Origin of the sequence: Croceifilum oryzae, from assembly GCF_030814315.1 — a bacterium.
In the GTDB taxonomy this organism is placed as follows: domain Bacteria; phylum Bacillota; class Bacilli; order Thermoactinomycetales; family Thermoactinomycetaceae; genus Baia; species Baia oryzae.
Genome location: NZ_JAUSUV010000002.1, coordinates 210,038 through 224,175 on the forward strand (window position 1 = coordinate 210,038; position 14,138 = coordinate 224,175).

At 40.4% G+C, this 14,138-nt stretch carries 18 protein-coding genes; 16 read left to right on the forward strand and 2 right to left on the reverse strand.

Translation table 11 applies throughout. The features are described from left to right. Positions 1-137: 137 nt before the first annotated feature. The 5 genes from spoIIGA (at position 138) to J2Z48_RS02785 (ending at position 3,891) form a co-directional block, all read left to right on the forward strand. Positions 138-1,049: a sigma-E processing peptidase SpoIIGA gene (gene spoIIGA, locus J2Z48_RS02765; protein ID WP_307250798.1), complete on the forward strand. Its 912-nt coding sequence runs from the start codon at positions 138-140 to the stop codon at positions 1,047-1,049. A gap of 33 nt (positions 1,050-1,082) precedes the next feature. Next, positions 1,083-1,805, forward strand: coding sequence for an RNA polymerase sporulation sigma factor SigE (gene sigE, locus J2Z48_RS02770; protein ID WP_072331706.1), 723 nt, complete (start codon positions 1,083-1,085; stop codon positions 1,803-1,805). Positions 1,806-1,957: 152 nt separating this feature from the next. Further along, positions 1,958-2,734: an RNA polymerase sporulation sigma factor SigG gene (sigG, locus tag J2Z48_RS02775; protein ID WP_307250803.1), complete on the forward strand. Its 777-nt coding sequence runs from the start codon at positions 1,958-1,960 to the stop codon at positions 2,732-2,734. A 167-nt stretch (positions 2,735-2,901) separates the two neighbouring features. After that, positions 2,902-3,381 carry a DUF6530 family protein gene (locus tag J2Z48_RS02780; protein ID WP_072331701.1) on the forward strand — a complete coding sequence of 160 codons (480 nt, stop codon included), beginning with the start codon at positions 2,902-2,904 and terminating at the stop codon, positions 3,379-3,381. A gap of 21 nt (positions 3,382-3,402) precedes the next feature. After that, entirely contained in the window at positions 3,403-3,891 is a 489-nt protein-coding gene (locus tag J2Z48_RS02785) for a D-glycero-alpha-D-manno-heptose-1,7-bisphosphate 7-phosphatase (RefSeq protein ID WP_307250805.1), read from the forward strand. Positions 3,892-3,977: 86 nt separating this feature from the next. Here the strand turns inward: J2Z48_RS02785 and J2Z48_RS02790 are convergent, their stop codons facing one another. Further along, positions 3,978-4,136 carry a hypothetical protein gene (locus tag J2Z48_RS02790; RefSeq protein ID WP_307250807.1) on the reverse strand — a complete coding sequence of 53 codons (159 nt, stop codon included), beginning with the start codon at positions 4,134-4,136 and terminating at the stop codon, positions 3,978-3,980. Then, the gene (locus J2Z48_RS02795; protein ID WP_307250809.1) at positions 4,136-4,894 is read right to left on the reverse strand and encodes a nucleotidyltransferase domain-containing protein; all 759 of its coding nucleotides are present in this window, start codon (positions 4,892-4,894) and stop codon (positions 4,136-4,138) included. Before J2Z48_RS02795 ends, J2Z48_RS02790 begins: the two co-directional genes overlap by 1 nt. Positions 4,895-5,077: 183 nt before the next feature. Between J2Z48_RS02795 and J2Z48_RS02800 the strand changes: the two genes are divergently transcribed. The 11 genes from J2Z48_RS02800 to J2Z48_RS02850 all read left to right on the forward strand — a co-directional run bounded on the left by J2Z48_RS02800 (position 5,078) and on the right by J2Z48_RS02850 (position 14,132). Next, positions 5,078-6,787 (forward strand): acyl-CoA dehydrogenase family protein, encoded by a 1,710-nt coding sequence (locus J2Z48_RS02800; RefSeq protein WP_307250811.1) that lies wholly within the window; start codon positions 5,078-5,080, stop codon positions 6,785-6,787. Between the two features lie 251 nt (positions 6,788-7,038). Next, the gene (locus J2Z48_RS02805) at positions 7,039-7,977 is read left to right on the forward strand and encodes an ABC transporter ATP-binding protein (protein WP_307250813.1); all 939 of its coding nucleotides are present in this window, start codon (positions 7,039-7,041) and stop codon (positions 7,975-7,977) included. A 38-nt stretch (positions 7,978-8,015) separates the two neighbouring features. Beyond that, positions 8,016-8,171: a hypothetical protein gene (locus J2Z48_RS02810; RefSeq protein WP_307250815.1), complete on the forward strand. Its 156-nt coding sequence runs from the start codon at positions 8,016-8,018 to the stop codon at positions 8,169-8,171. A 114-nt stretch (positions 8,172-8,285) separates the two neighbouring features. Continuing rightward, positions 8,286-9,305 (forward strand): alpha/beta hydrolase, encoded by a 1,020-nt coding sequence (locus tag J2Z48_RS02815; RefSeq protein WP_307250817.1) that lies wholly within the window; start codon positions 8,286-8,288, stop codon positions 9,303-9,305. 35 nt (positions 9,306-9,340) lie between these two features. Further along, a complete protein-coding gene (locus J2Z48_RS02820) occupies positions 9,341-10,765 on the forward strand; it encodes a sensor histidine kinase (RefSeq protein ID WP_307250819.1) in 1,425 nt (474 codons plus the stop codon). After that, the gene (locus J2Z48_RS02825) at positions 10,696-11,343 is read left to right on the forward strand and encodes a response regulator (RefSeq protein WP_307250820.1); all 648 of its coding nucleotides are present in this window, start codon (positions 10,696-10,698) and stop codon (positions 11,341-11,343) included. Before J2Z48_RS02820 ends, J2Z48_RS02825 begins: the two co-directional genes overlap by 70 nt. 181 nt (positions 11,344-11,524) lie before the next feature. Beyond that, on the forward strand, positions 11,525-11,827 hold the full coding sequence (locus tag J2Z48_RS02830) for a YlmC/YmxH family sporulation protein (RefSeq protein WP_307250822.1): 303 nt from the start codon (positions 11,525-11,527) through the stop codon (positions 11,825-11,827). A gap of 51 nt (positions 11,828-11,878) precedes the next feature. Further along, positions 11,879-12,706: a peptidoglycan editing factor PgeF gene (gene pgeF, locus J2Z48_RS02835; protein ID WP_307250824.1), complete on the forward strand. Its 828-nt coding sequence runs from the start codon at positions 11,879-11,881 to the stop codon at positions 12,704-12,706. A gap of 7 nt (positions 12,707-12,713) precedes the next feature. Next, positions 12,714-13,397: a YggS family pyridoxal phosphate-dependent enzyme gene (locus tag J2Z48_RS02840; protein ID WP_307250826.1), complete on the forward strand. Its 684-nt coding sequence runs from the start codon at positions 12,714-12,716 to the stop codon at positions 13,395-13,397. 28 nt (positions 13,398-13,425) lie between these two features. Continuing rightward, a complete protein-coding gene (locus J2Z48_RS02845; protein WP_307250980.1) occupies positions 13,426-13,833 on the forward strand; it encodes a cell division protein SepF in 408 nt (135 codons plus the stop codon). Between the two features lie 26 nt (positions 13,834-13,859). Beyond that, on the forward strand, positions 13,860-14,132 hold the full coding sequence (locus J2Z48_RS02850; RefSeq protein ID WP_307250827.1) for a YggT family protein: 273 nt from the start codon (positions 13,860-13,862) through the stop codon (positions 14,130-14,132). Positions 14,133-14,138 lie beyond the last annotated feature (6 nt).

Below are 14,138 nucleotides of genomic sequence, written 5' to 3' on the forward strand. Positions count from 1 at the left end.
TATCGATATCGATTTTCGCTTTTTTTTTCTTTTTTTCGACGAAAGAAATAAGATTTTTTGGGCAAGTTTCAACAGACTTTGAAATATAGATTACGATATACTAAATTCATTCAAAAGACAGAGGAGGGATAGATTCTGTGACGGTTTATGCAGATGTCGTATTCCTTCTCAATGGCTGTATAGATTTATTACTCCTATGGCTTACTTCGGGAATTCGGAAGCAGCGATTCACTTGGTGGAGACTATGGTGTGCTGCGATTATGGGTGGTATCTATGCAACTCTCCAATTGTGGCCTGACTTTATTCCAGCATACTCGTTACCTGCTAAGTTATTAGTGTCGGTGCTGATGATTTGGTGTGCATTTGGCTACCATCATCCGTACGCTTATCTACGAAATCTCGGAGTATTCTATCTGGTTTGTTTTGTCACAGGTGGAGCCATGATGGCCCTGCATTACTTCATTACAGGGACATCTGATATCGGTGGAGGGATCTTGTTTACAGAGTCTCCAAACGGATGGGGTTCTCCTGTCTCATGGGTATTCCTCATGATTGGATTTCCGCTTGTCTGGGGCTACACCAAGATTTCATTTGGCTCGATTCAAGAGCGATCTGAAGTTCATCAGTTTCTGGTACCTGTACGAATTACGTTAGATGGCATAAAAGTGGATTGTACAGGGCTAGTTGACACAGGGAATCAGCTAAGAGATCCCATTACACGCTCGCCGGTCATGATGGTTGAGATGGAACAGTTACAAGACTTCCTCCCGCAAGAAGTATTCACCATGGTCCGAGCGAAGGATTGGGAGAAGGGTTGGACGGAAATTCCACCAGAGTGGATGATTAAAATTCGCATTATTCCGTATCGTGTTGCAGGTAGCGATCATGAAATGATGATTGCCTTTAAGCCAGATTCTGTAGAAATTTGGAAAGAAGATGAGTGGAATAATGTGGGAAAAGTTCTCATAGGAATAGATGTCGGACGAATCTCATCTGATGGAACCTATCAAGCTATTATTCATCCTTCTTGTTACTCTGTAGTAAGTTAAGTCACTATGTAGACCGATGAAAGGGGTAGATCCATGGTTATAAAGTGGAAGCTCTTATGCCAACTTTTTTGGTATCGCATGCTCATCTACATGGGGCTAAAAGGCGAAGAACTCTATTATATTGGTGGGAGTGAAGCACTGCCGCCACCGCTGACAAGAGAGGAAGAAGAACATCTTCTTCTACGCCTTCCAAGTGGAGATACTGCTGTTCGAGCGATGTTGATCGAAAGAAATCTTCGTCTGGTTGTCTATATTGCCCGTAAGTTTGAAAATACAGGGATTAATATCGAGGACCTAGTCTCCATAGGCACAATTGGCTTGATTAAAGCAGTGAATACATTTGATCCTTCTAAGAAAATTAAGCTGGCTACTTATGCTTCTCGTTGTATTGAAAATGAAATTTTGATGTTCCTACGTCGTAATAATAAGATTCGGTCCGAAGTATCTTTCGATGAACCCTTAAACATAGATTGGGACGGAAATGAATTACTGTTATCCGATGTGATGGGAACGGAAAATGATATTATCTACCGTGATTTAGAAGATCAAGTAGATCGAAAAATTTTGCGTTCTGCTCTATCAAATCTATCAGATCGTGAAAGAAAGATTATGGTTCTTCGTTTTGGATTAGATGGTGGCGAAGAAAAGACTCAAAAAGATGTAGCGGACTTACTTGGAATCTCTCAATCTTATATTTCTCGTTTGGAAAAAAGGATTATTAAGAGATTACGAAAAGAATTTAACAAGATGGTTTGATCGTGTCTTAGTTCATTATAAACAAGAACATCTGTTCGGTAAAGAGGGAATTTTTTGTTTAAAATGGTATAAATTTAATTTCTTTGGGTTTGATTATAAATTTCCCTCCTCAGGAGATACTTACCAATAGTTGCATCTGAGGAGGTACTTTTATGGCGCGGAACAAAGTAGAAATATGCGGAGTTGATACATCAAAGCTACCTGTATTAAAGAACCAGGAAATGCGGGTGCTGTTTCGCGAATATCAAGATGGTGATCGCTCAGCTAGAGAAAAGCTGGTAAATGGCAATTTACGTCTTGTTCTAAGCGTTATCCAGCGTTTTAACAACCGTGGGGAAAATGTAGACGACCTCTTTCAAGTAGGTTGTATCGGACTTATGAAAGCAATCGACAACTTTGACTTAGGTCAGAATGTCAAATTTTCTACTTATGCAGTGCCAATGATTATCGGAGAGATCAGGAGATACCTTCGTGATAATAACCCGATACGTGTGTCGCGTTCGTTGCGCGATATTGCATATAAAGCATTGCAAGTACGCGATGCGTTAACAAATAAACATTCTCGAGAACCTACCATTCATGAGATCTCTCAGATACTTAATGTTCCCAAAGAAGATGTCGTTTTTGCTCTGGATGCGATTCAGGATCCTGTATCGCTTTTTGAACCCGTCTATCAAGATGGCGGTGATCCGATCTATGTAATGGATCAATTAAGTGATGAACGAACGAAGGATTTGCAGTGGGTAGAAGAGATTGCGTTAAAAGAAGCATTAAATCGATTAAATGATCGGGAAAAAATGATCTTATCTATGCGTTTCTTCGAAGGAAAGACCCAGATGGAAGTTGCTGAAGAAATTGGGATTTCACAAGCACAAGTATCCCGTTTAGAGAAAGCAGCGATCCATCAGATGTATAAGTATGTAACATAGGCTAAGCTTATCCCAAGACCCTATTCGTCTTCTGACTGAGTAGGGTCTTCTGCTTGTCCAAAGCAAAAAAATATGGTTTTCGATTGACGAAAGTGGAAATGTAGAATATGATGATTTTAGTAATTTACTAATTTACTAATTTAGTAAATATGAAATGAGGAATAAAAATGAAACTGCCAACTACGTTAAAACATAAGCCTGTTGTGGTCTCAGAGAATTACGAACAGGTGGACGGAAGGCTTTCCCAACATACAGATGCAAAAGGACTTTCTTTGGGATTGGCGCAATGGAATGATCGAGGAAAAGTGGATATCTCGGCTAAAGTATGGAGATATACGGGAGAAAAATGGTCAAGACAATCTGAGGAACTACCGCTCCATCGTGTTTTGGATCTATCTATCTTGATTTGCCGCTCGTTGGCTCATTTTCGTGAAGCATACAGATACGAGAACTTGTATGACCCACAAAAGCCGGTCATTGATCGAATTGGTTTGCAAGGAGATGCCATGACAGTAGCGATTTGCACGGATAATGAGAAGATTAACGAGGATATTAAGCTGTTTAGTCAAACGTTGAGTGAAGACGATGAGATGATCAGTGAACGACTGAGAACATTGGCAAAAATATTACGGGATATGGGATATTAGATCACACAGGGAGGTAGTGCGATGAATAAAGCGATCTTCTTAGATAGGGACGGTGTCATAAACGAATGCCAGAGTGATCGAGTTACCTTCGTTACATCTCCAAAGAACCTATTCCTTTGTCAGGGTATAGTAGAGGATATTCAAGAGCTTAGGCAAATGGGATTCAAAATTTTTGTCGTGACTAACCAAGGAGGCATTGACTGGGGTGTTCATTCACTGCAACAAGTGAATGCCATTCATGATCACTTACAGACGCTAATCGAAGTGGATGAGATTGTGATGTGCCCTCACCATCCGAGAAAGACGATGTGTGATTGCCGAAAACCAAGTCCGAAGATGATTTTAGATTTAGCTAAGAAGCATCATATCAACTTAGCTAAATCGTGGATGGTGGGTGACAGAGATACAGATATTCAAGCAGGGGAGCGGGCAGGTTGTATGACTTTTCTCGTAGAGCCGAATCGGGGTTTGGGAGAATTTATGAAGATTCTACGAGAGAGCAGAACTTAGGCATTAGATCCACCCTAGAATGCGTATTTACCCATAGTAAGAACAGACTAGGGGCAATGTATCTACCTACTGCAAGGTTAGGGAGCCTACTTAGCGTAGTCTTTTGTAGCTAGGGCGTTTTGTGGCAATGTCCCCGCGTTTTTTGCGAGTTTTGCCACTTGCCCGAAGCCAACTTGCTTTTCCACATCTCGTAGGCTCACTATTTGAGCTGTGGGCTGATACATGCCCCGGGCTTGCTCCAACATTAAGCTAGCTCTTCCCAAATCAACCGATTTAGCAAAGTACTTTCTAACTTACGATCTGGTAAAGACGGGATTTTCTCTTCATAACGAGATAACTCTCGGTGAATGAGAGTATTTAGCTCTCTATCTGCCCCAATCAGCCCTAACTCATCTGACTCTTTTTTCAAGTCTACTAGTTGATGAAACCGATCTTTGATCCAAGGGTCTACATCCATTCCATCTAACAGGCTCCAAACTAGCGTAGGAGGTGGAGATTGATTTTGCTCAATCCAATTGAGACAAAATAGGGATCGCAATAAATACAAATAGGCTTTGATCTTCACCTGCTCTTTTTGATTTACCTGTCTCAGATCATGCCCTTTTGCTAGATGTAAATAATGAAAGCTCGTACGTCTAATGGAGAAATGGTCGCTCGCTAACTTTCTTAATTGTTCGGCAATATCTCCTTCCTCTCTATATATAGTTGGAGAAGAAAGCCATTCTAACAAAGTAGCATTGGAGCTTTGAAACAAACGAAGTGCTTTAAAGAGATCCCATCCATGGAAATCTAAATCTTGGTGAATGGGGATTTCAATTACATCCCTTGGAGGATCTAATGTGAGATATGCCGATACATTTCTCTTATAGATAAATCGTACATCGTAGTCGCTGTTAACAGAGGCAAACCCCCAAGCTCTACTCCCCGATTCGGCAGCATAACAAATGGTAACCTCATGCTCCAGCTCAAAATGTTTCAGTTGGTCCATGATTTTCTGTTTCATATGTAATAATCCTCATTTCCTCTTATCGAACTTCCACTCCTTCTTACTTCCCGAATTTGTGAACACCTAACTTCCAATTATTTATATGAAATGGATCGCTCTAATTTGGATATGTAAATAGGTTTTTATTTGAATATTGTCGAAATAAGAATAGAAATGCTATTTTACGGAGGAGCTACTGATATGGATAACAAGAAGCCCAATTGGTATCAAAACGACCCAATCATGCAAAGGTATTTTCGGCAACATGTATCTCATCTAACAGATTGGGGAGAAGAAAGGTTATATCAAATAGGTGAGTACTGTGCAGGTCCTATGGAAGAGCGAGCTAGATATACAGACCGTGATGGAGCCCCTAAGCTAATCCGTTATAACCGTCAAGGTGAGGAGATTAATGAAATTTGGTATAACGAAGGCTACCTGCAAACCGTAGGTGATTGTTATGAATGGGGTGTGGTGGGCTGGAGATATCGGGAAGACGTGCCTTGTAAGATTCCTTTTTTTTATACACAGTTGATTTTTATGTTGATGTCTAAGGCTGAGGTTGGCTTTACATGTCCCGTTACCTTAACGATGTCAGTCGCATTTGTGATTGAAAAATATGCAACAGAGGAACAGAGAAAAGAACTTTTACCACACTTAGCAAGTATGAACCGAGAGACTTTACACCAAGGAGCTACTTTCTTAACTGAAATTCAAGGTGGATCGGATGTAGGTAGTGTTACGACGAAAGCGGTTAAACATGGAGAGCATTATCTTTTAACAGGAGAGAAGTGGTTTGCAAGTAATTGTGACGCTGATGGAGCGCTCATTTTAGCACGTATAGGAGAAACCCCAGGAACAAAGGGATTAAGTCTGTTTTATTTGCCCAATAAGTTGCAGGATGGTTCTAAGAATCGTATTTCGATCAGGCGATTAAAAGATAAGTTAGGCGTTCGAGCGGTGGCGAGTGGAGAACTTGTACTACAAGATGCGGTTGGCTATCTGATCGGCGAGGAACAGGAAGGATTTAAGTTGATGGCAGAAGCGCTAAATGTTTCGCGGATGTGTACATCAACGGGTTCCCTAGCCATCTCGCAGCGAGCATTTTCAGAAGTGCTTACCTATGTAACAGAACGCCAGACTTTTGGGAATTCCCTGATCTCCTATCCGATGATTCGAGAGTCATTACTTAATATGATGGTGGATATAGAAGCTAGTTGGACCTTAGTGGCGCAGATGCTCTTACATTTTGACCGCGTTCATACTACAGAAGAAGACTCTCCTGCTGCGATTACCTTATTACGGTGCTTGCTAGCAATGGCAAAAGTGAAGTGTAGCGAGCAATCAGTTCTCCATGCAAAGGAAGTATTGGAGATGCATGGTGGAAATGGGTACATTGAAGAATACGTGACACCTAGACTTCTTCGTGATGCTCAAGTGAACACAGTGTGGGAAGGCGCAACCAATATTATGGCATTGGAATTTTGGAAGAATATGAATCGGAATCAGCCTGATTCTAACCAGAATATCCTCTTGCACTTCTTGTCTAGCATACTAAATGAGATTTCACTACCTGCACATACAGAGGAACGAGAGATCGCTTGGCAGGAGCTACAAAAGGTGAGCAATCAGTTTGATTATTTAGCCCAGGCTGATCTACTTACACAACAAGCACACGCACTTCACTTTCTAACATCCGTAACGCAGCTGACGTGTACTATTTTGCTCATGCAACAAGCAGAATATGGATGGAAGCAAGGTGAGACGCGCATGATCAAGGTAGCAAAGTACTACTGCAATCGTGCGTATCGTCCTGATCTTTATGACATTGGTTCATCCTGTATCCCAAGTGTTGAATACTTTGATGAGATTGTAATGGATTTCGTGAACGGAACCTTGGTTAACGTGTAATGCGAGTGATGTATAAAAAACAATAGAGGAAGTCGTTCCGATCAGAATGCTTTTATTGAAAAAGGGATGACTTCCTTTGTTTTGTCTCAGATGAAATGAAAATATTTAATTATATAACATTTATATTGAATTGAACAGAGTAAAAAACATGGTACTTTCTAACTTTTATTTATCGATATAAAATCAAAAATAGAAAAATGATACGGATACATGTACGCCTGAGAATCAGGTTTATGAAAGGATATCTTGTTATGAAAAATTCGATTGTCGTCGAAGAATTTGTTAAGAAGTATGATGATAAAGTTGTGGTCGATCACGTCTCCTTCTCAGTTGCCCAAAATGAAGTGTTCGGGCTGCTCGGACCTAATGGGGCAGGAAAAACGACGATTTTGGAATCGATTATAGGTCTACGCTCCCCAACATCCGGAGAGATCCATATGGTAAATAAGAACTCGGCAACAAGTCGATCGAAACTATTAGGAAAAATTGCGCTTCAGCCACAAGAAGCAAACTTATATCCAAACTTAAGAGTTCGAGAAATGCTAGAGTTATTTGCTTCGTTATATGAAAAATCAAGACCTGTTTTCGAGGTTCTCGAAGTAGTGGGATTGGCTGATAAACATAATGTGATGGTGAAAAAACTGACGGATGGGCAGAAGCGGCGGTTGTTAATCGCTGTGTCACTCGTTTCCGATCCAGAAGTCTTGTTTTTAGATGAACCGACTAGCTCTCTAGACCCGCATGCACGCCGATACATCTGGGAAGTCATCAAGGACATGAAGAGAAGAGGACGTAGTGTTCTTCTCACTACACATTCGATGGAGGAAGCAGAGTCTTTATGTGACCAAATTGCCATATTAGATCACGGTAAGATCATTGCCCAAGGGACACCGCAGGAACTTATTTATCGGTATTTCCCAAAGCAACAATTAATCTTCGAAGTAGAATCTGCTCCGACAGAAGAACAGTTTTACGAGCTAGGAGTGAATGAGCTACGGATTTCGGAGACCACAGGAGGCAAAAAAGAGGTTTGTATCACTGCTACGCCTGTTACACATCGTCTATTGGACTCCCTCATTAGTAGCAATTTATTCGGACCGGTAGAGTGGGAGAAGATACGGATTGAAAGCGGGACACTAGAAGATGTATTTATCGAATTAACAGGTAAAACGATGAAGGAGAGTGTTTAGTAGATTCAGATCAATCAGCAAAGAAATGAGGTAGAAATATGAAGCAAGTTCATTTCCTTATAAAGCTTATGATCGTGCTGAGTTTAGGTGTTTTTCTCGAAAATACGGATCAAAAGGTCCTGTTACCATACGATAAGATAAAAGAAAATGAAAAGGTTGCAAACGCTGAAATTGGGCGTTTTTTTGTTTATTAAAGCTATGCTTTTGTACATAATCATCTCATTTTTTAATATAAGCAAATTATTATATTTATAATTGACGATATTATATTTTTATAATATAGTGTTCATAAGTTTGGATATGATATCATGCGTGAACAAAGCGTAGTTCCGAAAGGAATGACTATGAATAAATATCTTTCTGTGTTAGTAGATTCGGTTGTGTTGACTAACTTCTGTCGAAAGAAAAGTAGACAAACTCAGTTTCAACCAGTTGGTAGGAGTAGCTATGAACCTACTGAAAAAGGGCTTGGTCTAGCATTTCCTAAGCCGGCTTTAGACGATATTCAACTCAATCCAACTGGAATTTTTACAGAGTATGAGATGGGCACATATTCCTATGCAAGTGGGATCGAGTTAGACTTATGCCAGCAACTCGCACAAGGAGAGTATTATCTTCAAAAAAATAAGGACCAACAAGTTCATGTGATCGTGATACATGGTTGGAAGAGTGATGGTTTGGATCGTGGGAAAAGGTTGTTCCTCGATTCTTTTTCTACTTCGGGCTATAATCTCTTTTTTGTTATGCTCCCACATCATATGGATCGAAAGGATCCAAGATCCGATTATAGCGGTGAATATATGATCAGCGCTCATATAGAACGGACGATTCAAGCTTTTCAACAAGCAATAACGGAAATTCGCATGCTCATTTATTGGCTAAAGAAACATCGTGGCGGTAAGATTGTAGTAATCGGGATAAGCTTAGGTGGACTGATTGCCAATTTGCTAAGTGTAGTAGAAGAGGATGTGGATCTCCTCGTTTCAGTCATGTATGCCAATAACATATCCCATACGGTATGGAATACACCAGTAGGAAATGATATCAAACAAGATTTAGAAAACCATGGTGTGAATTATCATACATTAGTAGAGTATTGGAGGATTTTAGAACCCAGCCGTTTCGTGCCTAGAGTTTCAAAAGAAAACATCTTACTTTTGAGTGGGGTGTATGATCAATATGTTGAACTAGCAGATTCGAAACAACTCTGGGATGCGTGGGGGGAACCGAAACACATTCTTTATAAGTGTGGACATGCTGGAATTGCTCTATATCGAAAAAGAATTGCTCAAGATGTCGCCCAGTTTATTCAACATCGATTAAGATAAAACATTATGATTCTATTTGAGGGTGGATATCTCCGATGCTACTGGTTTTTATGTTTTTGACGGCAATGGGAATTGTATTAATTGTGACGGAACCGAAAAGTATCAGTGTACGTTGGGCGAGTGCGACCATTTTTTGTGGAGCATCGGGTGGTTTGTCGGCAGTCATAGAAGATGATATCATCCCTATTTTAGGTGACTCCTTTTTATCCGGACTTGCTATGTTTGGTAACAATTTGACTTCGTTTCTCACTCAATATGGCGTACCTTACTCTTTTCTTATGTTTGCGATTGTAAAATCATTTTCTCCTGCGAAAAAGAATCTGTGGGCATGCACTGCCTTGCTTTTTATTCCGATTATTCTCACGTTTGTATTAAACCCATTTTATCCTCGTTTTATGGTGCCTTACTTAGTGGGGCTTGTTTGGATTGGACCTTACGTGCTAGTAGCGTCATTTTTGTTAATTTATTCGTACATGAAGGAAGAAAACCCGTTTGCGAAGCGGGAGAGGTTCTGGACCAATGTTGCTTATATCCCAACTATCCTATTTGTGGTCATTACGAATAATTTGGTTCGAGGATTGGGGTTCGAAAATATATGGAGATTAAATTTGTGGATTGTGCTGTATGCAACAGTCGTTTTTCTATATGCAGTTTTTAGAGATGGATTTGCGGGAGTTCGATTATTGATTCAAAGACATCAAATGAACCAATCACTCAAGGCAGTTCATATCGGTACCGCTTTTCTTCATCATTCTTTAAAAAATGATTTAGGTATTATTAAATTATTGGGTTACAAAGTAGAGCATATGGCTAGTCAGAGTGGAGATAAAGAGTTACAGACAGATGTGAACATCATTATTGATTCCTATGAACGAATTCAGTTTCTTCTAGATAAAATTCAATATCAAACAAATGAAAGAGAATTACAGCTTACTTCAAACAGTTTAACTGAGATGGTAGAAAATAGCCTACAGAGGTTGAGACCTTTATTGGAGAAGAGTGGGGTGGAGGTTCATCGTTCACTTCCTGAGGCAGAATTTAGATGGATGTGTGACCAACTTCAAATTGAAGAAGCGATTAATAATATCATAATGAATGGAATCGATGCGATGCCGAGTGGTGGGGAACTGTTTATTCGAGTCTACTATACTTCTAAGCAAGCAAGAGTCGTAATAAAAGATACAGGAAAAGGAATCCCTAACAAACATTTACACCGTATTGTAGAGCCGTTTTTTTCAACAAAACAAAATACAGAACACAATATGGGTCTCGGTCTTACATACTGCTACAGTGTCCTCGATAAGCATGGTGGTTCATTGGAATTTCATAGTCAATTAGGAGAGGGAACAACTGTGCTGATGACCTTTCCACTGACAAAGGAGGGATCAATTTGGAACCAATTCGCATCCTGTTGGTCGAAGACGATCCGCGGTGGCAACGAGGACTTACCGAATACTTGATGAGACATACGGATTTATGTGTAGTGGGGAACTGTGCGACGAAAGAAGAAGCCATTCAATTTGCTAGCGGAATGGAAAAAGTAGATATTATCTTGATGGATATTTGTTTAGCGGGATCAGCCAGCGGGATTGAGGCAACTTTAGAGATTTGTCAGTTTCATCAAGCAAAAGTAATTATGCTTACCTCGCTAGAGGATGATCACTTTATTTTGGATTCTTATGGGGCAGGGGCTGTGAATTATATGGTGAAATCCAACTTCGAGGAGATCCCAAATATGATTCGCTCTACCCATTATCATAATCCACAGCCTCGATTTGCTAATAAGATTCTGAAGGAGTTTCGCAGACTCGTTCGATTTGAGAAAAGCCAGCTTGAAATGGATAAAATACAATCCCTGCTAACCCCAACTGAGATCAATATTTTAAAGCTAATGATAAAGGAATGTTCACAAAAAGAAATAGCAGAGGAACTTTTTATATCGGTTGGGACGGTAAAAAAACATGTTTCTAGTATCATGCGTAAATTGGAATGCAAGTCGAGTCAAGAGGTAGTGAAAAAAGTGACTAAAATAGTGTAGAATAGGGCTGGATCTCAAATATGATCTGCTCCCCATAGGGTTACTTTATGGGGAGCAGATCATATTTGAGATTCTTTTTATTTTGCTAATCTTTTTCAATCGATGGTACAGATTTATATACTCCACACATATACATAAATTACATTTACGACGATAGATGGATGACAGGGGGATCACCTTGATGATCAAAATCTCTGATCTTCAAAGTAAAGAAGTAGTAAACATAGCGGATGGACGAAAATTAGGGCAAATTCACGACTTGGATCTGGATTTACGCGCAGGTGTGGTTAGAGCTATCATTGTGCCAGGTGAGACAAAGTTTTTTGGGTGGTTTGCAGGGGGGCAAGAGTGGATTATACCTTGGAAACAAATTGTGAAGATTGGTTCGGATGTGATCTTGGTTCGTCTTGATCATCGCTTTCAAGAAATTGTGTCACCATATGGTCAACTTCCATGGTCGAATCAAAATGAATCCCCTCACTAATTCTATGTCAATCCCTCAAACTATGGTAAGATAATACAGGGAGGGGACTACATGGAACCATTTCAAATGCAAAAGAAATCAAGTGTTCCCTATTTTGCTCTCGTGCTTTGGCAGGAAGAGTACCCCCATCTGACAGTGGGGTTTTCTGCTAGAGAAGAGGATTCTTCCTCTATGTGTCATAATTATGCCTTACATGTGGAAGATCAACCATCACGCGTAATTGAAAACAGGAAGAGTTTGGTGCGAGATCTCTCTTTCTCCCTTGATTCTTTTACCTGTGGTGAACAAGTTCATGGAATAGATATCGCCTATGTAACCGGTGAGGATCGAGGGCGAGGCAATCGAGATCGAGAGTCTGCATTTTCCAATACGGATGGACTTTTTTCGAGTGAAGAAGATATTCTCCTCGCTTCCTTTTATGCTGATTGTGTGCCACTCTTTTTTTATGCTCCTGATATCGATGCGATTGGAGTGGCCCATGCTGGCTGGAAAGGAACAGTCCAGAAAATCGGTCCGAAAATGGTGACCGAGATGGTTTCCAAAGGAGCAGATATCTCGAAAATTCGGGTTGCCATCGGTCCTTCGATTGGTGCGTGTTGTTATGAAGTGGACGAACACGTATTACATCCGATGATGGATGCACTAGAATGCCAGGAGTTATCTACAACTGTTGCTCTTCCAACTTCGGATCACAAAGCAATGCTAGACTTGAAAGAAGCAAACGCACAGTTATTCAAGCAGATTGGTTTGCGAGATGATCAAATTGTGAAATCTAAATACTGTACAAGCTGTTCAAATGATTATTTCCATTCTTATCGAAGAGATAAAGGCGATACAGGTCGTATGATGTCTTTTATCGGTAAGCGAGGAAGGAGTTAACTTCTCCGTGCAAGAGTTACAAAGACGTTTAAGTGAAGTTCAGCAAAGGATTGGACAAGCTTGTCAGCGAGTAGGTCGAGATCCAGCTGGAGTGAATGTAGTAGCTGTAACGAAATATGTAGATCTTAATAAGACGAGGCAAGCTCTAGATGCGGGTTGTCTTCATATAGGTGAGAGTCGGGTACAAGATGCGATTCCTAAATGGAACGAGTTACATCAACGTGGTACTTGGCATATGATTGGCCATCTTCAACGAAATAAGGCGAAAGAAGTAGTTGGTCGATTTTCCTATCTTCATTCCCTAGAAAGTTTGACGCTAGCGAAAGAAATCGACCGGCGTGCGCAGTCTATTCAAGTGAAAATGAAATGCTTTATTCAAGTGAATATTTCGGGTGAAGAGACGAAATTTGGAATTTCTCGGAAAGAATTAGAAGATTTTACGATAGAGATGGCGAATTTCTCTAGTATCGAAGTTGTTGGCTTAATGACGATGGCGCCCCATATCGAAAATCGGGAGGAAATCCGCTCAGTTTTTCGAGAGCTAAAAGAATGCCAACACCGATTACAAAAGAAGCAAATTCCTCATGTTTCCATGACAGAGTTGTCAATGGGTATGTCGCAAGACTTTGAAATAGCCATTGAAGAAGGAGCAACATGGATTCGTCTAGGTTCGATTCTGGTAGGGGAATAAGGGGAATGTTAGAAGGAGGAGAATGAACTTGACCATTATGAATCGGGTCATGAATTTTTTTGGTGTTAATGAGGATGAGGAACAGTTGGTTGAGGAAAATGAATCCGGCGAAGCTCATCCATCCCCTACTAAAGGAAAGAGTAACATCGTGTCGTTACATTCCCAAAAAAATGTCCGTCTCATGTTGATTGAACCAAGGGTTTTTGAAGAAACCCAAGAAATTGCTGATAACTTAAAAAGCCACCGCCCTGTTGTCGTAAATCTTCATCGGGTTCGCCGAGATCAGGCGACTCGCGTGATTGATTTTTTAAGTGGAACCGTCTATGCTCTAGGGGGGAGTATCCAACGAGTAGGCGCTCATATTTTTATCTGCACACCCTCTAATGTAGATGTGCAGGGAACGATTACTGAAATTCTACAAGATGATGCACTCTAAGTTGCAAGTGAGGTGACCTTTGTCACGTGTCTATCGGTGAAATCTTATATTATGTGTTTTATGGGTATTCAATTGCCCTTATGATCTACATTGTGATGTCTTGGCTTCCGCAGGTGCGTCAATCTCCGCTCGGTGTTTTTATGGCGCGTATTTGTGAACCATATCTGGCAGTTTTTCGTCGGCTAATTCCACCGATCGGAATGATTGATATATCGCCGATTGTTGCACTTTTTGTGCTACAGTTCGTACACCGTGGATTATATGTAGTAATAAGTTTCATTTTTAGTTTAATTAGTTGAGGCATA